The 25,898-nt window shown below is 69.9% G+C and carries 21 protein-coding genes; 10 read left to right on the plus strand and 11 right to left on the minus strand.

Annotation, left to right across the window (positions count from 1 at the left end):
• Positions 1-53: 53 nt before the first annotated feature.
• Together J5X75_RS11825 and galT are read left to right on the plus strand one after the other, a co-directional pair.
• Complete coding sequence (locus J5X75_RS11825) at positions 54-830, plus strand: DeoR/GlpR family DNA-binding transcription regulator (protein ID WP_183222931.1); 777 nt, start codon at positions 54-56, stop codon at positions 828-830.
• On the plus strand, positions 827-1,912 hold the full coding sequence (gene galT / locus J5X75_RS11830; protein ID WP_208467390.1) for a galactose-1-phosphate uridylyltransferase: 1,086 nt from the start codon (positions 827-829) through the stop codon (positions 1,910-1,912). The genes J5X75_RS11825 and galT overlap by 4 nt, the downstream gene beginning before the upstream one ends.
• A 156-nt stretch (positions 1,913-2,068) precedes the next feature.
• On the opposite strand, the gene adhE is transcribed toward galT, so the two are convergent.
• Positions 2,069-4,642 (minus strand): bifunctional acetaldehyde-CoA/alcohol dehydrogenase, encoded by a 2,574-nt coding sequence (gene adhE, locus J5X75_RS11835; RefSeq protein ID WP_307798032.1) that lies wholly within the window; start codon positions 4,640-4,642, stop codon positions 2,069-2,071.
• Positions 4,643-4,802: 160 nt separating this feature from the next.
• On the minus strand, positions 4,803-6,020 hold the full coding sequence (locus J5X75_RS11840) for an NADP-dependent isocitrate dehydrogenase (RefSeq protein WP_208467391.1): 1,218 nt from the start codon (positions 6,018-6,020) through the stop codon (positions 4,803-4,805).
• 192 nt (positions 6,021-6,212) lie between these two features.
• On the opposite strand from J5X75_RS11840, the gene J5X75_RS11845 reads away from it, so the two are divergent.
• Positions 6,213-6,851, plus strand: a complete 639-nt coding sequence (locus J5X75_RS11845; protein ID WP_208467392.1) for a hypothetical protein — start codon at positions 6,213-6,215, stop codon at positions 6,849-6,851.
• A gap of 87 nt (positions 6,852-6,938) precedes the next feature.
• Here J5X75_RS11845 and mdh read toward each other — a convergent pair whose 3' ends face one another.
• The 3 genes from mdh to purN all read right to left on the minus strand — a co-directional run bounded on the left by mdh (position 6,939) and on the right by purN (position 10,217).
• The gene (gene mdh / locus J5X75_RS11850) at positions 6,939-7,889 is read right to left on the minus strand and encodes a malate dehydrogenase (RefSeq protein WP_208467393.1); all 951 of its coding nucleotides are present in this window, start codon (positions 7,887-7,889) and stop codon (positions 6,939-6,941) included.
• Between the two features lie 122 nt (positions 7,890-8,011).
• Positions 8,012-9,577 (minus strand): bifunctional phosphoribosylaminoimidazolecarboxamide formyltransferase/IMP cyclohydrolase, encoded by a 1,566-nt coding sequence (purH, locus tag J5X75_RS11855; RefSeq protein ID WP_208467394.1) that lies wholly within the window; start codon positions 9,575-9,577, stop codon positions 8,012-8,014.
• A gap of 22 nt (positions 9,578-9,599) precedes the next feature.
• Positions 9,600-10,217: a phosphoribosylglycinamide formyltransferase gene (gene purN, locus J5X75_RS11860; protein WP_208467395.1), complete on the minus strand. Its 618-nt coding sequence runs from the start codon at positions 10,215-10,217 to the stop codon at positions 9,600-9,602.
• A 142-nt stretch (positions 10,218-10,359) separates the two neighbouring features.
• Here purN and J5X75_RS44165 point away from each other — a divergent pair, with 142 nt between their 5' ends.
• Complete coding sequence (locus J5X75_RS44165; protein WP_238487697.1) at positions 10,360-10,683, plus strand: DUF4190 domain-containing protein; 324 nt, start codon at positions 10,360-10,362, stop codon at positions 10,681-10,683.
• 29 nt (positions 10,684-10,712) lie between these two features.
• Here J5X75_RS44165 and J5X75_RS11870 read toward each other — a convergent pair whose 3' ends face one another.
• The 4 genes from J5X75_RS11870 to icmB form a co-directional block, all read right to left on the minus strand.
• Positions 10,713-12,146, minus strand: a complete 1,434-nt coding sequence (locus tag J5X75_RS11870) for a cell division protein PerM (RefSeq protein ID WP_208467397.1) — start codon at positions 12,144-12,146, stop codon at positions 10,713-10,715.
• Positions 12,147-12,252: 106 nt separating this feature from the next.
• Positions 12,253-13,134 (minus strand): succinate--CoA ligase subunit alpha, encoded by an 882-nt coding sequence (sucD, locus tag J5X75_RS11875; RefSeq protein WP_208467398.1) that lies wholly within the window; start codon positions 13,132-13,134, stop codon positions 12,253-12,255.
• A gap of 4 nt (positions 13,135-13,138) precedes the next feature.
• Positions 13,139-14,317: an ADP-forming succinate--CoA ligase subunit beta gene (gene sucC, locus J5X75_RS11880; RefSeq protein WP_208467399.1), complete on the minus strand. Its 1,179-nt coding sequence runs from the start codon at positions 14,315-14,317 to the stop codon at positions 13,139-13,141.
• A gap of 546 nt (positions 14,318-14,863) precedes the next feature.
• Positions 14,864-15,268 carry a coenzyme B12-dependent isobutyryl CoA mutase small subunit gene (gene icmB / locus J5X75_RS11885; protein ID WP_183222921.1) on the minus strand — a complete coding sequence of 135 codons (405 nt, stop codon included), beginning with the start codon at positions 15,266-15,268 and terminating at the stop codon, positions 14,864-14,866.
• A 422-nt stretch (positions 15,269-15,690) separates the two neighbouring features.
• Here icmB and J5X75_RS11890 point away from each other — a divergent pair, with 422 nt between their 5' ends.
• From J5X75_RS11890 to J5X75_RS11905, 4 genes are all read left to right on the plus strand, one after another.
• Positions 15,691-16,428, plus strand: a complete 738-nt coding sequence (locus J5X75_RS11890) for a M23 family metallopeptidase (protein ID WP_208467400.1) — start codon at positions 15,691-15,693, stop codon at positions 16,426-16,428.
• Positions 16,429-16,633: 205 nt separating this feature from the next.
• Entirely contained in the window at positions 16,634-17,350 is a 717-nt protein-coding gene (locus tag J5X75_RS11895) for a M23 family metallopeptidase (protein ID WP_208467401.1), read from the plus strand.
• Positions 17,351-17,478: 128 nt separating this feature from the next.
• Complete coding sequence (locus J5X75_RS11900; protein ID WP_208467402.1) at positions 17,479-18,102, plus strand: carbonic anhydrase; 624 nt, start codon at positions 17,479-17,481, stop codon at positions 18,100-18,102.
• Positions 18,103-18,251: 149 nt separating this feature from the next.
• Positions 18,252-20,219, plus strand: coding sequence for an MDR family MFS transporter (locus J5X75_RS11905; RefSeq protein WP_208467403.1), 1,968 nt, complete (start codon positions 18,252-18,254; stop codon positions 20,217-20,219).
• A 73-nt stretch (positions 20,220-20,292) separates the two neighbouring features.
• On the opposite strand, the gene pcrA is transcribed toward J5X75_RS11905, so the two are convergent.
• Positions 20,293-22,680 carry a DNA helicase PcrA gene (gene pcrA / locus J5X75_RS11910; protein ID WP_208467404.1) on the minus strand — a complete coding sequence of 796 codons (2,388 nt, stop codon included), beginning with the start codon at positions 22,678-22,680 and terminating at the stop codon, positions 20,293-20,295.
• 168 nt (positions 22,681-22,848) lie between these two features.
• Here pcrA and J5X75_RS11915 point away from each other — a divergent pair, with 168 nt between their 5' ends.
• Both J5X75_RS11915 and J5X75_RS11920 read left to right on the plus strand, forming a co-directional pair.
• A complete protein-coding gene (locus tag J5X75_RS11915) occupies positions 22,849-24,687 on the plus strand; it encodes a bifunctional metallophosphatase/5'-nucleotidase (protein ID WP_208467405.1) in 1,839 nt (612 codons plus the stop codon).
• A 235-nt stretch (positions 24,688-24,922) separates the two neighbouring features.
• Positions 24,923-25,213, plus strand: coding sequence for a chorismate mutase (locus J5X75_RS11920; protein WP_208467406.1), 291 nt, complete (start codon positions 24,923-24,925; stop codon positions 25,211-25,213).
• 69 nt (positions 25,214-25,282) lie between these two features.
• Here J5X75_RS11920 and J5X75_RS11925 read toward each other — a convergent pair whose 3' ends face one another.
• Positions 25,283-25,738, minus strand: a complete 456-nt coding sequence (locus J5X75_RS11925) for a hypothetical protein (protein ID WP_208467407.1) — start codon at positions 25,736-25,738, stop codon at positions 25,283-25,285.
• Positions 25,739-25,898: the final 160 nt, after the last annotated feature.

Below are 25,898 nucleotides of genomic sequence, written 5' to 3' on the forward strand. Positions count from 1 at the left end.
GACCCGATCACGGGGTACTGTTCGAGTGTGTTCGAATTAGTGCGGTCCAACTGATGTTGGCACAGCAGAGACAGGCCGCGATCCTCGACCGGGTCCGCGCCACCGGCGGCGTCCGGGTCACCGAGCTCGCCGCCGAGTACGGCGTCTCCGACATGACGATCCGCCGTGACCTGGAAGCCCTCGCCGACCGTGGTTTGCTGGCGAAGGTACATGGTGGGGCGACCACCGTCAGTCCCGGTTCGGCGCACGAGCCCGGCTTCGCCGCCAAGTCGGTGCGCCAGCGCGGGGAGAAGACGGCGATCGCCATGCGGGCGGCCGCCATGGTCTCCCCCGGCGACGCCATCGCCCTGTCCGCCGGCACCACCACGGCGGAGCTGGCGCAGCGCCTCGTCGACGTGCCGAGCCTGACCGTGGTGACCAACTCGATCCCGGTCGCCGACGTCTTCTACCGCGCCGGCCGCCCGGATCAGACGGTCGTGCTCACCGGCGGCACCCGGACCCCCTCGGATGCGCTGGTCGGCCCGGTGGCGGTGGCCGCCATCGGCACCCTGCACCTGGACATGCTGTTCCTCGGCGTGCACGGGATGAGCGAGCGCGCCGGATACACCACCCCCAACCTCATGGAGGCCGACGTCAACCGGGCCCTCGTGGAGGCCGCCGAGCGCCTGGTGGTGCTCGCCGACCACACCAAGTGGGGCACCGTCGGCATCTCCTCGATCGTGCCGTTGGCCCGTGCCGACGTGTTGATCACCGACGACGGCCTGGAGGCCGGCGCCCGTGACCTCCTCACGGAAACTGTCCCCGAACTCGTGGTGGTGAATCCCCAGTGACTCCGACCCGATCGGCCGTCCGGCTCTCCGACGGCCGTGAGCTGATCTACTTCGACGAGGCCCCAGGCAGCGGCCGCTCCGGGTACCCGGACACCCGTCGGCTGCCGCCGCCCCCGCCGGCCTCGCAGTTGCGCCACGACCCGCTGACCGACGAGTGGGTCGCGATCGCCGCGCACCGCAACACCCGGACCTTCCTGCCGCCGTCGGACGCCTGCCCGCTCTGCCCGACCACCGAGCGGTTCGCCAGCGAGATCCCGGCGCCCGGCTACGACGTGGTGGTCTTCGAGAACCAGTTCCCGTCGTTCTCCGACCGGATCGTGCCGGACGAACTGACCCAGGTGACCGACATGGTCCCGGTCCGGCCGGGTCATGGGCGGTGCGAGGTGGTCTGCTTCACCAGTGACCACGACAGCGCCTTCGGGTCGCTTCCGCCCGCCCGCGTGCGTACCGTGATCGATGCTCTCGCCGACCGGACCGCCGAGCTGTCCGCGCTGCCCGAGGTGGCACAGGTGTTCCCGTTCGAGAACCGGGGCGTCGAGATCGGCGTGACCCTGCACCACCCGCACGGCCAGATCTACGCCTACCCGACGGTGACCCCGAAGACCGCGGCCTACCTGCGGGCCGCGAAACGGCACTTCGAGAAGACCGGGCGCAATCTGTACGCCGACGTCCTCGCCGCCGAGCAGGAGGCGAAGGTCCGGGTGGTGGCGTCCAACGAACACTGGACGGCGTACGTGCCGGCCGCCGCCCGCTGGCCGTTCGAGGTGCACCTGGCTCCGCACCGGCAGGTCCCCGATCTGCCGGCGCTGACCGACGCCGAACGGGACGCGTTCGGCCCGCTCTACCTGGACATGCTCCGCCGCTTCGACGGGCTGTTCGGCAAGCCGATGCCGTACATCTCGGCCTGGCACCAGGCGGTCACCGGCGAGGGCCGCGAGCTGGGCTATCTGCACCTGCAGCTGTTCAGCATCCGGCGGGCCGCCGACAAGCTGAAGTTCCTGGCCGGGTCGGAGTCGGCGATGGGCGCGTTCGTCAACGACATCGTCCCGGAGGCCGCGGCGCAGCGGCTGCGCGACATCTGACACGGCGCCGAACCTCTTTCAACCTGGCATCGGGCGGAAACCATCACGGCCGTGGACCGGCGCCGGGTGCCTTCGCCCTCGCCACGGTGAAAAGGTTCGGTGGGGAGGCCCGGGACAAGGCCTCCCCACCGTGCAACGAGCCGCGCGGGCTACCGGTTACCGCCCGTAGTAGGCCTCCTTCATGATCCGTTCGAGGTCGGCCAGCATCGGCATCCGCGGGTTGGCCGGCGCGCACTGGTCCAGGTAGGCGTTCATGGCCTGCCGCGGCAGCGCGTCCAGGAACTCCTTCTCGTCCACGCCGGCGGCCTGGAAGGACGACGGGATGCCGACGGCCGCGCGCAGCCGCTCGACGGCCCGGGCGTAGGACTCGACGCCCTGCTCCGGGGTGTCGGCGGGCAGGCCCAGGTGCCGGGCGATGTCCTGGAAGCGCTCGGGGGCGATGTACCGCTCGTACTTCGGCCAACTGTTCAGCTTCGACGGCACGGTGCCGTTGTGCCGGATCACGTGCGGCAACAGGATCGCGTTGGTCCGGCCGTGCGCCACGTGGAAACTCGCGCCCAGGGTGTGTGCCATGGCGTGCACGATGCCGAGGAACGCGTTGCCGAAGGACATGCCGGCGATCGTCCCGGCGTTGTGCATCTTCTCCCGGGCGACCGGGTCCTCCGGGCCGGCGGTGACCGCGCGCTCCAGGTTGCCGAAGATCAGCTTGATGGCGTGCAGGGCGAGGCCGTCGGTGAAGTCGCTGGCATACACCGAGACGTACGCCTCGGTGGCGTGGGTCAGCGCGTCGAAGCCGCTGTCCGCGGTGACCACCGGCGGCAGGTCCTTGGTCAGGTGCGGGTCGATGATCGCCACGCTCGGGGTGAGCGCGTAGTCGGCCAGCGGGTACTTCTGCCCGGTCGCGGTGTCGGTGATCACCGCGAACGGGGTGACCTCGGCGCCGGTGCCGGAGGTGGTCGGCACGCAGACCAGCTTGGCCAGACCGCCCAGGGCCGGGAACTTGAAGGCCCGTTTGCGGACGTCGAAGAACTTCTCCTTCATGTCCGCGAAGTCGACGTCCGGGTGCTCGTAGAGCAGCCACATCACCTTCGCGGCGTCCATCGGTGAGCCGCCGCCCAGCGCGATGATCGTGTCCGGCCGGAAGGAGCGCATCAGGGCCGCGCCGGTCTGCACCGTCTCGATGCTGGGCTCCGGCTCGACACCGTCGATCACCTGGATGGTCACCGGCTCCGGGCGCTCGCGCAGCACGTTGCTGATCCGGTCGACGTACCCGAGCCTGGTCATGGTGTGGTCGGTGACGATGGTGACCCGGGAGACCTCGGGCATGTCCCGGAAGTACCGGATGGCGTGCGGCTCGAAGTACATCTTGGCCGGCACCTTGAACCACTGCATGTTGTTCGTCCTACGGCCGATGCGCTTGATGTTGAGCAGGTTGAGGGCGGACACGTTGTCGGAGACCGAGGTGTGCCCGTAGCTGCCGCAGCCCAGGGTCAGCGAGGGCCGGAAGCCGTTGTAGATGTCGCCGATGCCGCCCTGCGAGGCGGGCGCGTTCCAGATGATCCGGACCGCCTTCATCCGCTTGCCGAACCGCTCCGACAGTTCGGCGTCCCTGGCGTGCACGACCGCGCTGTGCCCGAGCCCGTGGAACTCGACCATCCGCTCGGCGTACCGGATGCCCTGCTCCTCGTCCCCGGCCCGGAGCACGGCCAGCACCGGGCAGAGCTTCTCCCGGCTCAGCGGCTCGGCCGGGCCGACATCGGTGATCTCGGCGAGCAGGACCGAGGTGTCCGCGGGCACGCCGAAGCCGGCCCGCGCGGCGATCCAGACCGGCGACTGCCCGACGACGGCGGGGTTCAGCTTCCGCCCGTCCGGGAAGAGGAACCGCTCCAGCAGCGCCTTCTCCTCCGGCCGCACCCGGTAGGCGTGCAGCCGCGCGAACTCGTCCAGCGCTCCGTCGGCGATCCGCTCGTCGAGGATGACGGCCTGCTCCGAGGCGCAGATCATGCCGTTGTCGAAGGTCTTCGACAGCACGATGTCGTGGACCGCGCGGACCACGTCGGCGGACGCGTGGACGTAGGCCGGAACGTTGCCGGCGCCGACGCCGAGGGCCGGCTTGCCGGTCGAGTAGGCGGCCCGGACCATCGCGTTGCCGCCGGTGGCCAGGATCGTGGCGACGCCCGGGTGGTTCATCAGGGCGGCGGTGGCCTCGATGGACGGCTGCTCGATCCACTGGACGCAGTGCTTCGGGGCGCCGGCCGCGATCGCCGCGTCCCGGACCACCCGCGCCGCCTCGGCGCTGCACCGCTGGGCGTTCGGGTGGAAGGCGAAGACGATCGGGTTGCGGGTCTTCAGCGCCAGCAGCGCCTTGAAGATGGTGGTGGAGGTGGGGTTGGTCACCGGCGTCACGGCGCAGACCACACCGACCGGGTCGGCGATCTCGGTGATGCCGTCGACGTCGTCGCGGTGGATGACGCCGACCGTGCGCATGCCGGCCATGCTGTTCGTGACGTGCTCACAGGCGAAGATGTTCTTGACGGCCTTGTCCTCGAACACACCGCGCCCGGTCTCCTCGACCGCCGCCCTGGCCAACTCGCCATGCTTGTCCAGCGCGGCCACGGAGGCCTTGCCGACGATGTGGTCGACCTGCTCCTGTGTGAAGTCCGCGTAGTCGGCGAGAGCCTTCTCCGCGTCCCGCACCAGTAGGTCGATCGTCGCCTCCAGCTCGCTCACGATCTCTTCCCCTCGCCTCGGGTCGGCGGGGATCCATCCCCGCCGCTTTCATCCTTGGCCGGGCGGGGATCGGTGTACGCGGCGCGAAGGCCCGTTCTGAAAGGACGAAGGTCCCGCCGGCACGGTGGCCGGCGGGACCTTGGAGGTGTTACCGCTGAATTCAGGCGGCGAGCTTGCGCGCCAGGTTCTCGTCCAGAGCGTTCATGAACTCGTCAGTGGACAGCCACGGGGCGTCGCGGCCGATCAGCAGCGCGAGGTCCTTGGTCATCTGGCCACCCTCGACGGTCTCGATGCAGACCCGCTCGAGCTTCTCGGCGAACTCGGTCACCTCGGGGGTGCCGTCCAGCTTGCCACGGTGCTTGAGGCCGCCGGTCCAGGCGAAGATCGAGGCGATCGGGTTGGTCGAGGTCTTCTCGCCCTTCTGCCACTGCCGGTAGTGCCGGGTGACGGTGCCGTGGGCGGCCTCGGCCTCGACGGTCTGGCCGTCCGGGGTCATCAGCACGCTGGTCATCAGACCGAGCGAGCCGAAGCCCTGGGCGACCGTGTCGGACTGCACGTCGCCGTCGTAGTTCTTGCAGGCCCAGACGTAGCCGCCCTCCCACTTCAGGGCGGCGGCGACCATGTCGTCGATCAGCCGGTGCTCGTAGGTGAGACCGGCCTCCTTGAACTGGTCCGCGAACTCGGTCTCGAAGATCTCCGCGAACAGGTCCTTGAAACGCCCGTCGTAGGCCTTCAGGATCGTGTTCTTGGTGGAGAGGTAGACCGGGTAGTTACGGGCCAGGCCGTAGCGGAACGAGGCCCGCGCGAAGTCACGGATCGACTCGTCGAAGTTGTACATCGCCATGCCGACGCCACCGGCCGGGAAGTCCGCGACGTGGAATTCCAGCGGCTCGGAGCCGTCCTCCGGGGTGAAGGTGACGGTGAACTTGCCGGCCTTCGGCGCGACGAAGTCGGTCGCCTTGTACTGGTCGCCGTGGGCGTGACGGCCGATGATGATCGGCTTGGTCCAGCTCGGTACCAGCCGGGGTACGTTGCTCATGATGATCGGCTCGCGGAAGACGACGCCGCCGAGGATGTTGCGGATCGTGCCGTTCGGCGACCGCCACATCTTCTTGAGGCCGAACTCCTCGACCCGCGCCTCGTCCGGCGTGATGGTGGCGCACTTGACGCCCACGCCGTGCCGCTTGATGGCGTTGGCCGAGTCGATCGTCACCTGGTCGTCGGTCTCGTCCCGGTACTGGATCGACAGGTCGTAGTACTCGAGGTTCACATCGAGGTACGGCAGGATCAGCTGCTCACGAATCTGCTTCCAGATGATCCGGGTCATCTCGTCGCCGTCGATCTCAACGACCGGGTTCTTGACCTTGATTTTCGCCATCGGCCGGCGCTCCTCTCCCGAAACACACGCTTAGCAGTACGAGCGTACTGCCCGCTCCCCGTAGATCGCCGGGCGGCCCCGTTCCGGCGCTCCCCTCTACCATCCCAGGCCGGGACGAATCGGTACGCCGATCCGCGCCACCGCCCATCACCGAGCGGATCGGTGATGGTGCTCACCCATTAGCATCGGGCGATGCCCAAGGCCCGTCCCCGAAACCGGAGAGCCGGACGACGCGTCCCGGCCGTCAAGACCAGGCCGAGCCGTGCGCAAGGCCTGGCGAAGCCGCCACCGGAGCCGGAACCGGAGCCGAAATCGACCGGGCTCTTCCTGCTCCAGGCGCTCGGCTGGCTGGTCGCCGCAGCCGTCTACCTGGTTCTCATGGCGGCCGGCGAGATCACCGCCCAGGCGTACGCCGACGCCGCCCGCTGGCTCACCGGCGGACAGGCGGTCGGCATGGCGTTCGCGGGCTGGCTGATCAGCTTCGTGCTGTTCGGCGCGGTCTGGGCCCTGATCCTGCTCCGTAAGCGGGTCGCGAGACCGTGGCTGTTCGCCATCGGCGGGGCGGCCACGCTGCTGCTGCCGACGATCTTCGTGCTCTTCCCGTACAGCGGCAACTACGTCGCGGACCTGGTCGGCGGGACGGGCGGCGCCGCGTTCATCAGCGGTCAGCAGTTCGGCGCCTGGGCCGGGATCCTCCCGTTTCTGGTGGTGCCGTTCGTGATGTTCAGCGAGCGGCTACGGGACCGGTTCGGCGAGGAGCAGCTCAAGCGGACCACGACCGCCCTCACCGTGCTGTTCGTGATCGTGATGCTGTACCTCGGCCTGTATTAGAGACGACGAAGGCCGAGGCGATGTCGCCCCGGCCTTCGTCAGCGAGATCTCACTCGCTCAGCGAAATGTCACTCGCTCAGCGAAATATCAGAGGTGCGCGACGTCCGCCTGCTTGGCGCGGACCGCCTCGGCGGCCTCCTTCAGACCGGCCAGCTCGCTCTCGGTGAGCTTGTCCTCGACGACCTTCTTGATGCCCTGCGCGCCCAGCTCGGCCTCGACGCCCAGGTAGACGCCGGAGATGCCGTACTCCCCGTCGACCCAGGCGCAGACCGGCATGACCACGCCGGAGTCCTCGGCGACGGCCTTGGCCATGCGGGCCGCGGCGGCCGACGGGGCGTAGTACGCCGAGCCCGTCTTCAGCAGCGCGACCACCTCGGCGCCACCGTTACGGGTACGGACGACCAGCTCCTCGATCTTGTCGGCCGGCAGCAGGTCGGACAGCGGCTTGCCGTCGACCGTGCAGCGCGACGGAACCGGCACCATGGTGTCGCCGTGCGAGCCCAGGGTCAGCGCCTTGACGCTGGCCACCGGAACGTTCAGCTCCTCGGCGATGAAGTTGGTGAACCGGGCGGTGTCGAGCACGCCGGCCTGGCCGAAGACCTGGTTCTTGGGGAACTCGGTGGCGAGCTGGGCCAGCGCGGTCATCTCGTCGACCGGGTTGGACACCACGATGACGACGGCGTTCGGCGCGTACTTCTTGATGTTCTCGGCGACCTGCCGAACGATCTTCGCGTTGACCTCGAGCAGGTCCATCCGGCTCATGCCCGGCTTACGCGGCAGACCGGCGGTCACGACCACCACGTCGGAGCCCGCGATGGCCTCGTAGCCCTCGCCGTTCGGGCCGGTGCTGACGCCGACGACCTTGGTCTCGAAGCCCTCGATCGACCGGGACTGGTTGATGTCGAGCGCGAGACCCGCCGGCTTTCCGTCGATGATGTCGGTGAGAACCACCGTCTCGAAGATGTCGTACTCGGCGAGACGCTGCGCGGTCGTGGACCCGTAGAAACCGGCGCCTACGACGGTTACCTTCTTGCCCATAGCTCTGCTCTCCCAGTGTCCGGGCGAATTTTCGCGACCGTATCAGCCGGTTAACGGACGATTACCAGCCGGTCGGCTGAACGGGAGATAAGCCACCTCAGCCGACCCTGCCAGCAATGTGATCAGTGGTAGAAGTGCCGCGTCCCGGTCAGGTAGACAGTCAGGCCGGCCTTCTCGGCGGCCTCGATCACCAGGTTGTCACGGATCGAGCCACCGGGCTGGACCACCGCCTTGATTCCCGCCTCGATCAGCACCTCGAGACCGTCCGGGAACGGGAAGAACGCGTCCGAGGCGGCCACGCTGCCGGCCGCCCGCTCGGCGCCGGCCCGCGACACGGCCAGCTTCGCCGAGTCCACCCGGTTGACCTGTCCCATGCCGACGCCGACGGTCGCGCCGTCCGCCGCCAGCAGGATGGCGTTGCTCTTCACGCTGCGGATCGCCCGCCACGCGAACACCAGGTCCGCGAACTGCTCGGCGGAGGCCGGCGCGCCGGTCGCGAGGGTCCAGTTCGCCGGGTCGTCGCCGTCGGCGTCGATCCGGTCGGCCATCTGCACCAGCACGCCGCCACCGACCTGCTTGATCTCGACGGCCGGCGGGTTCCAGGCCGGGGCGACCAGGACGCGCAGGTTCTTCTTCTCCCGGAACAGCTCCAGGGCCTCGGGCTCGTAGGACGGCGCCACGATGACCTCGGTGAAGATCTCGCCCAGCTGCCGGGCGAGCTCCGCGGTCACCTCACGGTTCACCGCGACCACACCGCCGAACGCCGAGACCGGGTCGCAGGCGTGCGCCTTGCGGTGCGCCTCGGCCACATCCGTGCCGACCGCGATGCCGCACGGGTTGGCGTGCTTGATGATCGCCACGCACGGCTCGGTGAAGTCGTTGGCGCTGCGCCACGCGGCGTCGGCGTCGACGTAGTTGTTGTAGGACATCTCCTTGCCGTGCAGCTGCTCGGCCTGGGCCAGCCCGGGGGCGGCCTCCGGGTCGAGGTAGAGCGCCGCCTTCTGGTGCGGGTTCTCCCCGTAGCGCAGCACCGACGACCGTTTCAGCGCGATCCCGGTGAACTCCGGCCACTCCGACGGCGCCAGCTGACCGGCACACCAGTTGGCGACGGCCACGTCGTACTCCGCGATGTCCGCGAAAGCGCGGGCCGCGAGCAGCTTGCGCTGCGCCAGCGTGAAGCCGCCGTTCTTCACGGCCTCCAACACCAGGGGGTACGCCGAGACGGCCGTGACGACCGCGACGGACGCGTGGTTCTTGGCCGCGGCCCGGACCATCGCCGGCCCACCGATGTCGATCTTCGCGATGCACTCCTCCTCGCCCGCACCCGAGGCGACCGTCTCGGTGAACGGGTAGAGGTTGCTGATCAGCAGGTCGAACGGCTCGATGCCGTGCTCGGCCAGCTCGCTCACGTGGCTCTCCAGCCGCATGTCGGCGAGCAGCCCACCGTGGACGCGCGGGTGCAGCGTCTTGACCCGGTCGCTGAGGATCTCCGGGAAGCCGGTCAGCTGCTCGACCCGGGTGACCGGCACACCGGCCGCCTCCACGGTCGACGCGGTCGACCCGGTCGAGACGATCTCCACCCCGGCGGCGTGCAGCGCCTGCGCCAGCTCGACGATGCCGTCCTTGTACCAGACGCTCAGCAGCGCCCGCTTGATCGGACGACGACCCTCTGTGGAGGTGGAACTCATGCCGACACCTCGCTGCGCTCGGTCATGGAATCCGTACCTTTCTGTCCTCGATGGTCCAGCCCTCACGGACCAGGCGGCCGACGAACTCGACCAGCTGGGCCCGCTCGGCCACCTTGATGCGCTCGGTGAGCGTGCCCTCCGTGTCGTCGTCGAGCACGGGGACCACGGTCTGGGCGATGATCGGCCCGGTGTCGACACCGGCGTCCACGAAGAAGAGGGTCGCGCCGGCCACCTTCACCCCGTACGCCAGCGCGTCCCGCGGGCCGTGGATGCCGGGGAAGGCCGGCAGCAGCGCGTTGTGCGTGTTGATGTACCGGTCGCCGAACGCGTCCAGGAACTGTTTGCCGACGAGCTTCAGGAAGCCGGCCGAGATCACCAGATCCGGGTGGTACGCGGCGACGTGTCCGGTCAGTGCGGCGTCCCAGTCGTCCCGGGTCGGGTAGGCCTTCACCGAGTCCACGAAGGTGGGAATCCCGGCGGCCGCGGCGTGGTCCAGGCCGGCGATCCCGTCCCGGTCGGCGCCGACGGCGACCACGGTGGCACCGTACGCCGGATTGGCTGTCGCTTCGAGGAGAGCCTGCAGGTTGCTGCCCGATCCGGAGATGAGGACGACCAGGCGGGCGGGCGCGGGGTCAGTCACCTGTGCACCCTATCGTCGCGCGGGCCGGTCCCCGACAACGGGGCGTTTCCCGGGCCGGGTCGGTCACTCCTGCGTTAAGCTGCGGCGACTTGGGCATCCGTACCGAATCAATGGCCGCACGCCGGATCCGGAGGACCGAAGCATGAACACTCCCCCGCCCTACTACGGCCCGGGCGGCATGCCGCCGCCCCGCGCCGACAACAACCAGGGCCTGATCTCCATGATCCTGGGCATCGTCTCGATCCCGGCGCTCTGCTGCTTCTACCTCGGGGTGCCGCTCGCCATCGCGGCGATCGTCCTGGGTGTCCTCGGCAAGCAGAAGGCCGATCAGGGCCGGGCCACCAACCGCGGGCAGGCCATCGCGGGCATCGCCTGTGGCGCCGCCACGCTGGCCCTGACCGTGGTCTTCGTGATCCTGGGCCTGGTCATGCGGGACTTCAACCCGGGGGACTTCCAGAACTTCTAGCCCTTGGCGCGCCTCCAGAACTTCCAGCCTCAGGAGCGGCGGAAGAACGCCCTGGTGGCGGTGGCTCCGAGGGTGACCGAGACGGCCACCACGAGGGCCGCGACGACGCCCGTCTGGACCGGGTCCGGCCCGATCCGGGACAGCCGCCCGGAGCCGACCGCGCCGCCGGAGAGCCAGGCCAGCACGCCCAGGGCGACTCCGGCGACCGGTCCGGCGAACAGGCCCGACGTCACCAGCAGCGACCAGCGTGGCTCGACCACGGCGGCGGAGCCCTTGCCGGCCCGCCGGGCGGCCCGCCACGCGCTGTCCCGGCCGAACCGCAGCCGCTGGGTGAGCGCCCAGCCGGCCACCGCCCCGGCGATCACCGGACCGGCCAGCAGCAGGGTGCCGATCGCCCCGACCGGGCCTTCCGGGAGCCCGGCGACCAGCGGCAGCATCGGTGGCGGCCCGACCGCCACCTCGGTGAGCCGGACGATGGTGCCGGTGCCCAGCGCGAAGCCGGGGCCGAGCAGGTAGGCGGCCGCCCAGATCGAGACGTTCGCCGCGTACCCGATGCTGATCAGGGTGATGCCGGCCTGGCCGGCCACGCCGGTCTGGTAGCCGGCGATGATGTCCGCCGCCTGGGCTCCGCCGAGCGCGACCGCGAGCCCGCCGGCGACCGCTCCGGCGCCGAGGATGAGGAACGCCGCGACCACCCCGGCCCGCAGCCCGTGCCGGATCGCGGGTGGCGCCCGGCGGGCCAGGACCGAGATCGCGTCGGTGCCGCGCAGCGCCCCGGCCAGCGATCCGAAGACACCGAGGGCGAGGAAGCGCGACGCGGCCACACCGGTGGAGACCTCCGTGCCGCGACCGTCGACCAGGATCGCGGCAAGGGCTCCGACCAGGGCGTACGCGCAGCCGACCGTCACCGCGACGAGGATCGCCCGGGGAAGCGAGCCGGTGCGCCGGGCCCCGATCGCCCGGGTCACGTGCAGCCCGGCCCGGTTGAGCCGCCAGAGCAGGAATCCGGTGAGTGCCAGCGGGGCGAGCGCGAGCGGCCCGATCGAGGTCCCGATCGGCACCCCGTGCCCGAGCAGCCACCCGGCCAGCCCGGCGTGCGCGGCCCCGGCCAGTCCGCCGGCGCCCTCCAGGGTGCGGGCCAGACCGATCACGGCGGCCACCGGGAGGTAGGTCAGCAGGGCCGCCCACAGCGTGGCGAAGAGGGCCGCCACCGGCAGCGGGGCGCGCCGCCCGGTGGCGGGCCGGCGCTGGGTGGGCACCCGGACGGTCTCCCGGCGCCCGAGCGTCTCCTCGTCGAGCACCACGGTGTCGCGCCGGCCGTCATCGGCGCCGATCGCCTCGGTGATCCGCTCGGCGGGGGCCTCCCGCTCGATGGCGGCGGTGTCCCGCACCACGGACTGGAGCGCCTCGGCGACCGCGAACGGGTCCTCCGAGCCGCCGGGCCGGTCGGGTGTGCTGGACATCGCGCCTACTTTTCCATGCCGATGCCGGAGCGGCGATACAGATACGGCGGCGCGCCGCCGATCGGGTCGCTTCCCGATCGACGGCGCGCCATGTGCACAGGACCGTTCAGCTCAAGATGTCGCGCATGAGCTGGGCGGTCTCGGACGGCGTCTTGCCGACCTTGACGCCGGCCGCCTCGAGGGCGACCTTCTTGGCGTCGGCGGTGCCGGCCGAACCGGAGATGATGGCGCCGGCGTGGCCCATCGTCTTGCCGGGCGGCGCGGTGAAGCCGGCGATGTAGCCGACCACCGGCTTGGTGACGTTGGCCTTGATGAACTCGGCCGCCCGCTCCTCGGCGTCGCCACCGATCTCACCGATCATGACGATCGCGTCGGTGTCCGGGTCCTCCTGGAAGGCCTTCAGCGCGTCGATGTGGGTGGTGCCGATGATCGGGTCACCACCGATGCCGACCGCCGTGGAGAAGCCGAACTCGCGCAGCTCGTACATCAGCTGGTAGGTCAGCGTGCCGCTCTTGCTGACCAGGCCGATGCGGCCCTGCGGGGTGATGTCGGCCGGGATGATGCCGGCGTTGGAGGCGCCGGGCGACGCGATGCCGGGGCAGTTCGGACCGATGATCCGGGTCTTCTCGCCCTTGGCCACGTTGTACGCCCAGAACGCCGCCGAGTCCTGCACCGGCACGCCCTCGGTGATCACCACGGCGAGCGGGATCTCGGCGTCGATCGCCTCGACGACCGCGGCCTTGGTGAACGCCGGCGGGACGAAGATGACCGATACGTCGGCGCCGGTCGCGGCGATGGCCTCGGCGACGGTGGCGAAGACGGGCAGCTCGGTGCCGTCGAAGTCCACCTTGGTGCCGGCCTTGCGCGGGTTGACGCCACCGACCACCTGGGTGCCCGCGGCGAGCATCCGCTTGGTGTGCTTGGAGCCCTCACCACCGGTGATGCCCTGGACGATGACCTTGGAGTCCTTGGTGAGCCAGATCGCCATTAGTTCACTTCCCCGCAGCCGCGAGCTCGGCGGCCTTCTCTGCCGCTCCGTCCATCGTGTCGACCCGCGTGACGAGCGGGTTGTTGGCGCCGTCGAGGATGGCTCGGCCGGCCTCGGCGTTGTTGCCGTCGAGGCGGACCACGAGCGGCTTGGTGACCTGCTCGCCGCGCTCGGCCAGCAGGGCGAGGGCCTGGATGATGCCGTTGGCCACCGCGTCACAGGCGGTGATGCCGCCGAAGACGTTGACGAAGACGGACTTCACGGCCGGGTCGCCGAGGACGATCTCCAGACCGTTCGCCATCACCTGGGCGCTCGCGCCACCACCGATGTCGAGGAAGTTGGCCGGCTTGACGCCGCCGTGCTTCTCCCCCGCGTACGCCACCACGTCCAGGGTCGACATGACCAGGCCGGCGCCGTTACCGATGATGCCGACCTCACCGTCGAGCTTGACGTAGTTGAGGTTCTTCTCCTTGGCGGCCTGCTCCAGCGGGTCGACCGCAGACTTGTCCTCCAGGGCCTCGTGGTCGGGGTGCCGGAAGCCGGCGTTCTCGTCCAGCGTGACCTTGGCGTCCAGCGCCAGCACCCGGCCGTCGCCCACCTTGGCGAGCGGGTTGACCTCGACCAGCGTGGCGTCCTCGGCGACGAACGCGGCCCACAGCTTCACCGCGATGTCGACGACCTGCTCGGCGACCTCGGCCGGGAACTTGGCGGCGGACACGATCTCGCGCGCCTTCGCCTCGTCCACGCCCTTGCTCGCGTCGATCGCGATCTTGGCGACCCGCTCCGGGTCCTCCTCGGCGACCGTCTCGATCTCCATACCGCCGGCGACGCTGGCGATGCAGAGGAACGTCCGGTTGGCCCGGTCCAGCAGGTAGGAGAAGTAGTACTCCTCCTTGATGTCGGCCGTCTCGGCCAGCATCACCTTGTGGACCGTGTGGCCCTTGATGTCCATGCCCAGGATGTCGGTCGCACGGGCCTCGGCCTCGTCCGGCCCGTCGGCCAGCTTGACGCCACCGGCCTTACCGCGGCCACCGACCTTGACCTGCGCCTTGACGACGACCTTGCCGCCCAGCCGCTCGGCGATCGCCCGGGCCTCCTGCGGGGTCTCGGCGACGCCGCCGCCCAGCACGGGCAGCCCGTGCCGTTCGAACAGGTCGCGCCCCTGATACTCGAACAGGTCCACGTGTCTCCTTTCGCTCGCGACGCCAAGCGCCGGCAAGCCGCACCGTTGCGTCCCGACCTGTGTGCGCGGCGCAGCGCAGCGCGCCGCCAGCGTGAGGATCGTCCGGCCCATCCGCAGGTGCGGAACGGCCTTCATCCGCAGACTAGCGACCTGATCGGCCTCCGTTAGCGCGCGGGTGCACGGTGTGCAAGACCACACACCAGAGTGACGAAAGAGCAGGCCGGGGCCATTGTGGCCACCGCGAGCAGAGTGCACCGGGATGACTCACCATCCGACGGCGGCCGATGTGGTGGCGAATCTCGCGGTCCGCGTCGTCCGCCGGAGCGACCGTGCCGGAGGACGCCGCCGAAAAAGTCGTACAGGCGCGCGTAACCCGCCCGGGAGGGGGTCGTTGAGTCAGGTGTCGGAGCGCCACGGCGCCCGTGCGGAAAGCGGCCGATGCCCTGTCGGTCGAGGGGTGGCGGCGGGGCATCGCGCATAGAGGGGCCGGACGTGTGAGGGGTGCGTCCGGCCTCTCCCTTTGCGCCCGGCCCGTCAGCGGCCTATTCAGGCGACCGGCGCCGCCACATTGGCGCGAACCCATTCGACGATGGATTCGAGTGACGCACCCGGAGTGAATAGACCGGCTACCCCGAGTGATTGCAATTCCGCGATGTCATCCTCGGGAATGATGCCGCCACCGAATACCACGATGTCGGCGGCGTCACGCTCCGCCAACAGTTCCAGCACCCTGCGGAACAGGGTCATGTGCGCGCCGGAGAGGACGGACAGGCCGATGCCGTCGGCGTCCTCCTGAATCGCGGTCTCCACGATCTGCTCGGGCGTCTGGTGCAGCCCCGTGTAGATCACTTCCATACCGGCGTCGCGCAGCGCCCGCGCGATCACCTTGGCTCCGCGGTCGTGTCCGTCCAGCCCGGGCTTCGCCACGACGACCCTGATCCGTGCTTGCATGCTGACCCCTTCGGGCTCTCCGACCCCGGCGTCCGGCCGCCGCACGCGGACTTCCTTCCGTGGTCACCTGAACGAACGGTAACCCGGGACGCCGGACCGGGGTAGCCGGTGGACCCCACCAGGGCGCCGAGGGAATAGTTGAGTGGGTCACATTACTTTCCGTTCTCCATGCAATTACGGAGGGTTGACTGAACACGCGACCGGAAAGCTCATCAATTCGGACAATAGATGATCAATACCGACCGTTAACTGTCACGAAATTGGCGCTGCGACTTGTGACCCGGCTGCCGTTTCGTTACCGTGGCGACGGCTGTCACACAGGTTCCCCCCACAACGACAGCCCGGCCGGACCACTGTTCAACCCAATTTTCCGGGGTTTGAACTTGCCGCGCCGCCGCAATGCCACCGACGGAGGATCCTTCGTGCGCCAGCGCTTGTCGTCTGAGCCCGATCGCTATCGCGGCCGGCGCCGCGTACCGACGCCTCCGCGCAGCCGCTACGCCGTCGTCGTCACCTCGGCCTTCGTCGGCGCGGGGGTCGTGGCCCTCGGCGCGGCCTCCAACCTCCCGGACGCCAAGGCGGTCAGCCCGGACGTCCTCCAGAGCCTCAAGACGCAGCAGGTCGCGGCCGACGCCCTGGAGAGCCGCTCGGACGGCGCCGCGTCCCGTGGCGAGAACCGCGAGGCCGCCGGCACCGAGCTCAGCGCCGAAGAGGCCGCCAAGGACATCTACCTGCTGCCGCTCGACGAGTACGAGTTCACCTCCGCGTACGGCGTCCGGTTCGGCAAGCTGCACGCCGGCGTCGACCTGGCCGCCCCGGAGGGCACGCCGTACAAGGCGGTGCACGGGGGCACGGTGACCGCGGCCGGCTACAGCGGCGGCTACGGCTACTCGGTCACGATCCGGCAGGACGACGGCACCGAGATCATCTACGCCCACTCCCGCCGCGTGGTGGTCGAGAAGGGCCAGCAGGTCAAGGCCGGTCAGGTCATCGGTGAGGTGGGCAACACCGGGTATTCGTACGGCACCCACCTGCACCTCGAGGTGCACGTCAAGGGCACGCCGACCGACCCGATCACCTTCCTCCAGGACCGGGGCGTCGACATCAAGCTCCAGATGGAGTCGATCTACGCCGGCATGGCCGCGGCCGCCGCCTCCTGATCTTTTCGCAACCGTTCCGGTTGCGACTTCGGAGAACCCCGCGTCCTCCCCTTCAGCGCCCCACACCCCGACCGACAGGTACGTGACAGCGAACGTCACGGCAGTCGGAGGTGTCAGCCGCGTGGGGCAGCATTCGTCATCGGGCCGGACCGGACGGCATCGGCAGGAGAATTTGCGCCGTCACCGCGCGCCCGTCCTGCCCGCGATGTTCGCCACCCGCGGCCGGACCGCTCTCACGATGACCGCGCTGGGCGCGACCCTGGCCACCGGGATCGGCGCCGCCGGCATGTCCGCCGCCTCGGCCTCCACCGGCGCCGTCTCCGAGCCGCCCGCCGCCGCACCCGCCACGACCACGCGCGCCGCGGTCGCCCACGCCCCGGACGCGCAGCCGGACGTGCCGCTCGCCGCTGACCCGGCGCCCGGCGCGGTGCGCCCCCGGCTCGGCGCGGCCTCGGGCACCCAGGGCCCGGTCGGCGCCCCGGCCCGTCTCAAGGCCCGCCCGCTGCCGAAGCGGCAGTGGGTCCACCCGCTCCCGTCGGCGGCGGTGACCTCCTGCTTCGGCCAGCGCTGGGGCCGTCTGCACGCCGGGGTCGACCTGGCCGCCGCGTTCGGTGCCCCGGTGGTGGCCGCGGGCGCCGGCACCGTCGTCTCGGCCGGCCTCCACGGTGGCTACGGCAACTCGATCCTGATCGACCACGGCAACGGCTACCTCACCCACTACGGTCACCTGTCGGTGATCGGCGTCGAGGTGGGTCAGGTGGTCAAGGCCGGCGAGCACATCGGCGACGAGGGCTCGACCGGGCACTCGACCGGCCCCCACCTGCACTTCGAGGTGCACGAGGGGCACTTCCAGAACCCGCTCGAGCCGACCACGTGGATGCGCACGCACGGGGTGGAGATCTCCGGCTGCGCCGCCGTGTAGGCCCTCATCCTGGCGGTCCACCGGCCGCGGACACACGGTTACGGCATCAGCCTGCCGCACGCCGCAGGGGCCTCCGCTCAAGGTGCCGGAACGACCCGCGGGCGCCTGCGGCCGGATAGGTTGATCACATGCCTGATCTCAGTTTGTCCACGCCTGCTGAGGCCTACGCCGCGCTGTTGGAAGGCAACGCCCGCTTTGTGCGCGGCGAACGAGAGCATCCCAACCAGGACGCCGATCGCCGGGCGAAGTCGGCGCCGGGGCAGCGTCCCTTCGCAGTGCTGTTCGGCTGTTCGGACTCGCGGCTCGCCGCGGAGATCATCTTTGATCGAGGACTGGGAGATCTGTTCGTGGTGCGCACCGCCGGCCACGTGGCCGGCGCGGAGGTACTGGGCAGCATCGAGTACGGGGTCACCGTTCTGGGCGCACCTCTCGTCGTCGTCCTGGGACACGACTCCTGCGGCGCCGTCACCGCGGCCGGCGAAGCTGAACGCGGGGGTGAGGCTCCGGCGGGCTACATCGGAGACGTGGTGGAACGCGTGATACCCAGCGTGCTCGCCGCGCGGGCGAAGAATCTCACCGACGTCAACCAGTTCGTCGACGAACACATCCGGCGCACTGTCGCAGGGCTGGTGGGACGCTCGCTGCTGTTGGCCACCGAGGTGTCTGCCGGCCGGTGTGCGGTCGTAGGCCTGTCCTACCGGCTGACCGAGGGGACCGTACATCCCGTGGCGCAGCGAGGGCTGCACGCGTGAGCAGCGCACGCCGATCAGCGTTCTGAGATCACCATGTTCCGGCGTTCGCCAAAGGGACCGGGCGTAGCGGCAGTTTCCGGATAGCGGTCTTGGGGGCCCGCCCCGGGCCCCCCGCAGGGGGCAAGGGCCCCCGGGTCACAGCCACCCAGGTGGGGGCGCGTCAAGCGAACATCGTCTTCGCGGCCATCCTGCTCGGCACGCTGGTCGCCGCACTGGACCAGACAATCGTCTCCACCGCGCTGGCGACCATCGTCGCGGATGTCGGTGGCGCCGGATTCATGTCCTGGGTGGTCACGGCGTACCTGCTGGCCGAGGCGGTGTCCGCGGTGCTGGCCGGCAAGATCGGCGACTTGGCCGGCCGCCGGGTGGTCTTCCAGATCAGTGTGCTGGTCTTCCTCGGCGGCTCGACCCTCTGCGGTCTCGCGCAGGACATGACCACGCTGATCTGGGCGCGGGCGATCCAGGGCATCGGCGGCGGTGGGCTGATCGTGACCGCGACCGCACTGATCGGTGACCTCATTCCGCTGCGCGACCGAGGCCGGTATCAGGGCATGCTGGGCGCGGTCTTCGGCGTCACCACGATGGTCGGTCCGACCCTGGGCGGGATCATCACCGACGAGCTGGGCTGGCGCTGGGTGTTCTACATCAACCTGCCGGTGGCGGCCGTGGTGCTGGCCATCGCCCTGCGCGCGATCCCGTCCACGCCCACGCACACCCGCTCGATCGTCGACTATGCCGGCATCACCCTGGCCGCCCTCGGCTCCGCCAGCCTGACCCTGGCGGTCTCCCTGGCCGGCGACAGGCACGACTGGGACTCCGCCGTCGTCATCGGCCTGTTCACCATCGCCGTGGTGCTGATCGTGGCATTCGTACAGACCGAGCTGAAGGCCAAGGAGCCGATGCTGCCGATGCGGCTGTTCCGCAACTCGGTCTTCGTGGTGTGTTCCACCCTCAGCTTCATCGTCGGCTTCGCCATGCTCGGCGCGATGACCGTTCTGCCCACCTACCTGCAATACGTGGACGGCATGTCCGCCACCGCCTCCGGCCTGCGGCTGCTACCCATGGCCGCCGGCGTCTTCACCACCTCGATCCTCGCCGGCCGTCTGGTCAGCCGTACCGGTCGATACCGGGTGTTCCCGATTGCCGGCACCGCCGTGATGACCCTGGGGCTGTGGCTGATGTCCACCATGAACCCGGACACCGGCTCCTGGCTGATGTCTGGCTACCTCTTCGTGCTCGGTATGGGGATCGGCCTGACCATGCAGGTGCTCACGATCGTCGTGCAGAACACCGTTCCCTACGCCGACCTGGGCACGGCGACCGCGAACATGACCTACTTCCGCGCGTTCGGCGGCGCGTTCGGCGCTGCCGTCTTCGGCACCCTGTTCCGTGACAAGCTGTCCTCCTACCCGGTGACCCAGAGCCCGGCCGCCGCCAGTCCGGCAACGCTGCGCCAACTCGCCCCGGCGGAGGCCGCCCCGATCATTCAGGCCTACGCGGACACCATCACGTACGTTTTCAGTTGGGTCGCCCCGGTCGCCCTGCTCGGCTTCCTGGTCGCCGGATTCCTCAAAGAGGTTCCGCTGCGCGACGGCGCCCGCTCACACGCCATGGACGTCGGCGAGGGATTCTCCGCGCCCGCCCCGTGCGACCGGTCTGCCCAGCTGGAGCGGGTGATCAGTGACACCATGCGCAAAGCCGGACATGCCCGGAAGGTGCTCGCTGACATCCTGGCCAAAGCAGGTGGCCGACTGAATCCGTCGCGAGCCTGGGCGATGGGCCAGACCCACCGGTATGCCCGGGCCCGGGGAAGCGCCGACCTGGCCGCGATCGCGCGGAGCTACCGCATCCCGGCGGAGGTCCTGCAACCCGCGTTCACCGACCTCTGCCAGGCCGGATACGCGAGACTCGACGGCAACACGGTGTGTCTCACCGAGGCCGGTCAAGACCAATTCGACCGGATGCAGCACGCCTGGCGGGAATGGCTCGACACCCGCTTGGACGACTTCACGATGACCGATCCCGGCGACCGGGTCCTCCTCGACCGGGCGCTCACCGACATCGCCACGACGCTCGTCGACGAACCAGTGCTAGCCGGTTCCGCCGACCGGGCCTGAGGCCCTGGAACGTTCACTACTGCCAGTGCGCCCCACCCCGGCCCGCCAGATCCGATGAGAACCCACACGCCGCCTAGAGTTTTTCGATCGGGGCGTGCCGCAGCACCAGCCACATCACCTGGTCACCGAAGTCGATCTGAGCCCGGGCGCCGGGGCCGTGGCCCTCCACGGCCACCACCCGGCCCAGGCCGTACCGTTGGTGGTTGACCCGGTCACCGGGATCCACCTTCGGCGCCTGCTTGAGGTCGCTCGCGGTGGCGAGCCGGCTGCCGTCGATACCGAGGCGTTCGGCGATCCGCTGTGCCTTGGGCGTACCCCCGGCGAAGCCTCCGCCGCGCTGGCGGTCTCCCCCACCGCGGCCACCCACTCCGCCGCCCGTCCCGGACCAGGAGGTGTACGACCCGCCGGTGCGCTCCCAGCGGACCAGCTCGGCCGGCATCTCGTCGGTGAACCGGGAGGGCGGGTTGTACTGCGGCTGACCCCACGCCGACCGGGTGACCGCCCGGGACAGGTAGAGCCGCTGCCGGGCACGGGTGATCCCGACATAGGCCAGGCGGCGCTCCTCCTCCAGCTCGGTGTTGTCGCCGAGCGCCCGCATGTGCGGGAAGACGCCGTCCTCCAGGCCGGTCAGGAAGACCACCGGGAACTCCAGGCCCTTCGCGGTGTGCAGGGTCATCAGCGTGACCACGCCCTGGTGTTCCGGGTCGTCGCTGGGGATCTGGTCGGCGTCGGCCACCAGGGCCACCTGCTCCAGGAACCCGGCCAGCGTGGCGACCTGCTCCTCCCCCTCGGCGGCCAGCGACTCGACGCGTTCGGTGTACTCCCGGGCGACGCTCACCAGCTCCTGGAGGTTCTCCACCCGGCCCTGGTCCTGCGGGTCGAGGCTCTCCTCCAGCTCACCGAGCAGCCCGGAGCGTTGCAGGACGGCCTCCAGCACCTCCTCCGGCGGGGCGGTGGTGGCCAGCACCCGCAGGTCGTCGAGCAGCGTCACGAAGTCGGCGATGCTGTTGGCCGCGCGGGTGGAGATGCCCGGCGCGTCCTTGGCCCGGCGCAGCGCCTGGCCGAACGACACCCGGTCCCGTGACGACAGCGCCTCGACGCAGGCCTCGGCCCGGTCGCCGATGCCCCGTTTCGGGGTGTTCAGCACCCGGCGGATGCTGACCGTGTCGTCGTCGTTGACGATCGCCCGCAGGTAGCCGAGCGCGTCCCGGACCTCCTTGCGCTCGTAGAAGCGCACCCCGCCGACCACCTTGTACGGCAGGCCGACGCGGATGAACACCTCCTCGAAGACGCGGGACTGCGCGTTGGTCCGGTAGAAGACGGCCACGTCGCCGGGGCGCACCTCGTGGTTGTCGCAGAGCCGGTCGATCTCCCGGGCCACCCAGTCGGCCTCGGCGTGCTCGGTGTCGGCCACGTAGCCGACGATCTGCTCGCCCGGCCCCTGGTCGCTCCAGAGCCGTTTCGGTTTGCGCGAGGTGTTGCGGTCGATCACCGCGTTGGCCGCGGTCAGGATGGTCTGGGTGGAGCGGTAGTTCTGCTCCAGCAGGATGGTCCGGGCGGCCGGGTAGTCGCGCTCGAACTCCAGGATGTTGCGGATGGTGGCGCCCCGGAACGCGTAGATCGACTGGTCGGCGTCACCGACCACGCAGAGCTCGCTCGGGTCCTCGACGCCGACCAGCTCGCGGATCAGCATGTACTGGGCGTGGTTGGTGTCCTGGTACTCGTCGACCATGACGTGCCGGAAACGGCGACGGTACGCCTCGGCGACCAGCGGGTGCGACTGGAACAGGTGCACCGTGGTCATGATGATGTCGTCGAAGTCCAGCGCGTGCGCCTCGCGCAGGCGCCGCTGATACAGCTCGTACGCCTCGGCGACGGCCCGCTCGTTGGGACCCTTCGCCTTCGCCTTGAACTCGTCCGGCTCGATCAGCTCGTTCTTCAGGTTCGACACCTGGGCGGCCAGGCCGCGAGCGGTGTACCGCTTGGGGTCCAGGTCGAGCTCGCGGGCGACCAGCTGCATGAGGCGGCGCGAGTCGTCGGCGTCGTAGATCGAGAAGGTGCTCTTCAGGCCGGCGTGCTCGTGCTCGGCCCGCAGGATGCGCACGCAGGCGGAGTGGAAGGTCGACACCCACATCATCCGGGCGCGCGGCCCGACGAGCTGGGCGACCCGCTCCTTCATCTCCCCGGCGGCCTTGTTGGTGAAGGTGATCGCCATGATCTCGCCCGGGTGGACCCCGCGCTCGCCCAGCAGGTAGGCGATCCGGTGGGTCAGCACCCGGGTCTTGCCCGACCCGGCGCCGGCCACGATGAGCAGCGGCGCCCCGGAGTGGGTCACGGCGTCTCGCTGGGGCCCGTTCAGCCCGGTGAGCAGGGACTCGGCGTCGAACCGGCGGGGCGCCGGGCGCGGGGGCTCGGGAGCCGTCGCCGAGAACAGGTCGGGGGTTTCGGAGGAAGGTCGCATCGCGGGAGCCAGTCTATGCCGACCCACCGACAGGTTTCCGGTGCCGAGCGGAGCGGACATCGGTGATCGGCAATCAATCTTTCACCGCGAAGAGGTAGCGGCGGATGGACCGATCCACCAGGCTGTCCAGATCGGCATCGCATTCTCACCGATCGGGGGAACGATCCCATGCCTCTTCCACAGCGGCGACACCTCGCCGTTCCGGTGGCCGTCCTGGCCGTGGCCGGCGCGCTGGGGGCGATTCCCGGCGCCGGGACCGCGGCGGCCGCGCCGCCAGCCGAGTTCACGCCGGTGTCCGCGGCGTACGGTCCGCCCAAGGGCCTCACGGTCAAGGGGCAGTTCCTCAGTTACAACGACTTCCACGGCGCGATCGACCCGCCCACCGGCAGCGGCGCGGTGGTCAACGCCAGTGGCACCAGCACCCCGGCCGGCGGCGTCGAGTACCTGGCCACCTTCCTGAAGCGGTTGCGCGCCGAGGCGAAGGCGGAGGGCCGGCCGACGATCACCGCCGGGGCCGGCGACCTGATCGGCGCGACCCCGCTGGTCAGTGCGGCGTTCCACGACGAGCCGACGATCGAGCTGATGAACGAGGTCGGGTTGCAGGTCAGCTCGGTCGGCAACCACGAGTTCGACGAGGGCGTGGCCGAGCTCGTCCGCATCCAGCGGGGCGGCTGCCATCCGGTGGACGGCTGCCAGGACGGCGACCCGTACCGCGGCGCGCGCTTCACCTATCTGGCCGCCAACACCGTCGACAGGAAGAGCGGGCTGCCGATCCTTCCGCCCATCGACATCCGGTACGTGGACGGCGTACCGGTCGGTTTCATCGGGATGACCCTGGAGGGCACGCCGAGCATCGTGAACCCGGCCGGCATCACCGGCGTGCGGTTCACCGACGAGATCGAGACCGCCAACAAGTGGAGCAGCGTGCTGAAACTCTTCGGGGTGAAGGCGCAGGTGCTGCTGCTGCACGAGGGCGGTTCGCAGGCCACGGCCACGCCGACGCCCGGGGTCTCCGACTGCGCCGGCTTCAGCGGGCCGCTGGCGCCGATCGTGGCCGGGCTGAACCCGGAGATCAGTGTCGTGATCTCCGGTCACACGCACCGCTTCTACTCCTGCAAGCTGCCGAACAGCAAGGGCGCCGACACGGTCGTCACCAGCGCCGGCAGCAACGGGCAGCTGATCACCGACATCGACTACACGCTGGACCGGCGTACCGGGCGGTTCACCGAGATCACCGCGAAGAACGTGATCGTGGAGAACGGGGTGCCGGACGGCAAGGGCGGCTGGCTGCGCGACGCCGCGGGCGCCTACCTGCGGAACCCGGACACCGTGGACGCGGCCGCCAAGAAGGTGGCCGACAAGTACCGCGCCGCGGTCGCGCCGATCGCGAACCGGGTGGTCGGCAGCATCAGCGCGGACATCGTCCGGACCGCCGGCCCGGCCGGGGAGAGCCCGCTCGGTGACGTGATCGCCGACGCGCAGCTGGCGTACACGCGGTCGGCCGGAGCGCAGATCGCCCTGATGAACCCGGGTGGGGTCCGGGCCGACCTGGACGCCGACCAGTCCAGCGGTGGGGAGACGTACGGCCAGGTCACGTACGGCGAGGCGTTCACCGTCCAGCCGTTCAACAACCTGGTGGTCACCCAGACCCTCACCGGGGCGCAGTTGAAGAACGTGCTGGAGCAGCAGTTCCCCGGCTTCGGCGGGCAGACCACGCAGCGGATCCTGCAGGTGTCGAACGGGCTCACGTACACCTGGAGCGCGTCGGCCGCCCCGGGCTCGAAGGTGAGCGCCCTGACGCTGAACGGCACGCCCGTCGATCCGGCCGCGAACTACCTGGTCACCACCAACGACTTCCTGGCCAACGGCGGGGACGGGTTCACCAACCTGACCCTGGGCACCGGGCGGGTCACCGCGCCGGGCTTCGACGTGGACGCGCTGGTGGCTCATCTCGCCACCGGCCCGATCGCGCCGGGTCCCGCCAACCGCATATCGACGGCCCCCTGATCAGCGCAAACTTTCGTCCCAACACTCGGGCGGTTTCCTTGCGGGACCGTCCGGGGCGGGGGCATACTCGGGTCGTGATCCAGCAGGCGCGATTTTTTTACTACGGCACCGGAGGCCCGGCAGCCGTAGGTCGCTCCTGAACCCCAGACCTACATCAAGCCCCGGGTTTCCCAGCCCGGGGCTTGATGCTGTCCGGGCCGGGCCCACCGGGACCCCAGCACCCGAGGAGCAGGACATGACCGCCGACGTGATGGACCAGACGACCGGCGCGGGCGAAGAGGCGGCCGCCGAGAAGATCCGCGCCATGCGCGAACGCATCAACGAGATCGATCAGACGATCATCGATCTTTGGCTGGAGCGGTCCGGCCTCTCCCAGGAGGTCGGCAAGACCCGGATGGCCAGCGGCGGCACCCGCCTGGTGCTGGCCCGGGAGCGGGAGATCATCGAGCATTTCCGCAACGCGCTGGGCCCGGACGGCACGCAGGTCGCGTTGCTGCTGCTGCGCTCCGGCCGCGGGCCCCTCTGATCCCGTGAAACACCGCAGCCGGACCGATCTCGGTCCGGCTGCGGTGGGGGATCTGTGTACTACCGGCGATCAGTAGACGCCGAACGGGCTGTTCGCGACCGGGCCGTTGACCCAGCCGCCGAAGCGCGGACCGTAACCGAGGAAGCCGTCGGTACCGTAGCGGTACTGGTAGCCCCGGTAGTAGTCGCGGAAACCGGGCCGGCCCCAGTTCCAGTCGAGGCGGTCGATCTCGAGCGCCCAGGCGCGGCCCCAGCGGTAGCCACCGCCACCCACCAGGTCGCAGTCGTAGTCGTCCCAGTAGCCGCGGACCAGGCCGACCCGGCCGGCCCGCTCGCAGCCACCCAGCGTACGGAAGAAGCCGACCACCTCGTCGCCGTAGTACGGGTAGTGCTTCTGGACCTTGCTGGTCGACGGCTTGGCCGGCGCCTTGTCGCCACCGTCCACCGCGAGCGCCGGCGCGCTGGCACCGAGCGCGGCCACCAGGCCGATGCCGGCCATCGTCAGAGTCCGGAGCACCTTCTTCATACCGTTTTCCTCACTTCCGATGAGTTCGGTTGGTTGCCCAAACTCTCCCATATCGGACATAAAAGTCTTGGAAGACCAACTGGTACTTTTAGTCACGTAAGTGTGATTTTCGGCGGACACATATGTCCGAATGATCTAGCGCAAACGGCAGCGGGGCGGG

Source organism: Actinoplanes flavus, from assembly GCF_017592555.1.
Lineage (GTDB): Bacteria > Actinomycetota > Actinomycetes > Mycobacteriales > Micromonosporaceae > Actinoplanes > Actinoplanes flavus.

What these genes read in the sequence shown, in the direction of transcription:
- J5X75_RS11825 (WP_183222931.1), top strand. Translation starts at nt 54, where the DNA reads ATGTTGGCACAGCAGAGACAGGCCGCGATCCTCGACCGGGTCCGCGCC.
- J5X75_RS11840 (WP_208467391.1), bottom strand. Translation starts at nt 6,020, where the DNA reads ATGGCGAAAATCAAGGTCAAGAACCCGGTCGTTGAGATCGACGGCGAC.
- J5X75_RS11845 (WP_208467392.1), top strand. Translation starts at nt 6,213, where the DNA reads ATGCCCAAGGCCCGTCCCCGAAACCGGAGAGCCGGACGACGCGTCCCG.
- mdh (WP_208467393.1), bottom strand. Translation starts at nt 7,889, where the DNA reads ATGGGCAAGAAGGTAACCGTCGTAGGCGCCGGTTTCTACGGGTCCACG.
- purH (WP_208467394.1), bottom strand. Translation starts at nt 9,577, where the DNA reads ATGAGTTCCACCTCCACAGAGGGTCGTCGTCCGATCAAGCGGGCGCTG.
- J5X75_RS44165 (WP_238487697.1), top strand. Translation starts at nt 10,360, where the DNA reads ATGAACACTCCCCCGCCCTACTACGGCCCGGGCGGCATGCCGCCGCCC.
- J5X75_RS11870 (WP_208467397.1), bottom strand. Translation starts at nt 12,146, where the DNA reads ATGTCCAGCACACCCGACCGGCCCGGCGGCTCGGAGGACCCGTTCGCG.
- sucD (WP_208467398.1), bottom strand. Translation starts at nt 13,134, where the DNA reads ATGGCGATCTGGCTCACCAAGGACTCCAAGGTCATCGTCCAGGGCATC.
- icmB (WP_183222921.1), bottom strand. Translation starts at nt 15,268, where the DNA reads ATGCAAGCACGGATCAGGGTCGTCGTGGCGAAGCCCGGGCTGGACGGA.
- J5X75_RS11895 (WP_208467401.1), top strand. Translation starts at nt 16,634, where the DNA reads ATGTTCGCCACCCGCGGCCGGACCGCTCTCACGATGACCGCGCTGGGC.
- J5X75_RS11900 (WP_208467402.1), top strand. Translation starts at nt 17,479, where the DNA reads ATGCCTGATCTCAGTTTGTCCACGCCTGCTGAGGCCTACGCCGCGCTG.
- pcrA (WP_208467404.1), bottom strand. Translation starts at nt 22,680, where the DNA reads ATGCGACCTTCCTCCGAAACCCCCGACCTGTTCTCGGCGACGGCTCCC.
- J5X75_RS11915 (WP_208467405.1), top strand. Translation starts at nt 22,849, where the DNA reads ATGCCTCTTCCACAGCGGCGACACCTCGCCGTTCCGGTGGCCGTCCTG.
- J5X75_RS11920 (WP_208467406.1), top strand. Translation starts at nt 24,923, where the DNA reads ATGACCGCCGACGTGATGGACCAGACGACCGGCGCGGGCGAAGAGGCG.
- J5X75_RS11925 (WP_208467407.1), bottom strand. Translation starts at nt 25,738, where the DNA reads ATGAAGAAGGTGCTCCGGACTCTGACGATGGCCGGCATCGGCCTGGTG.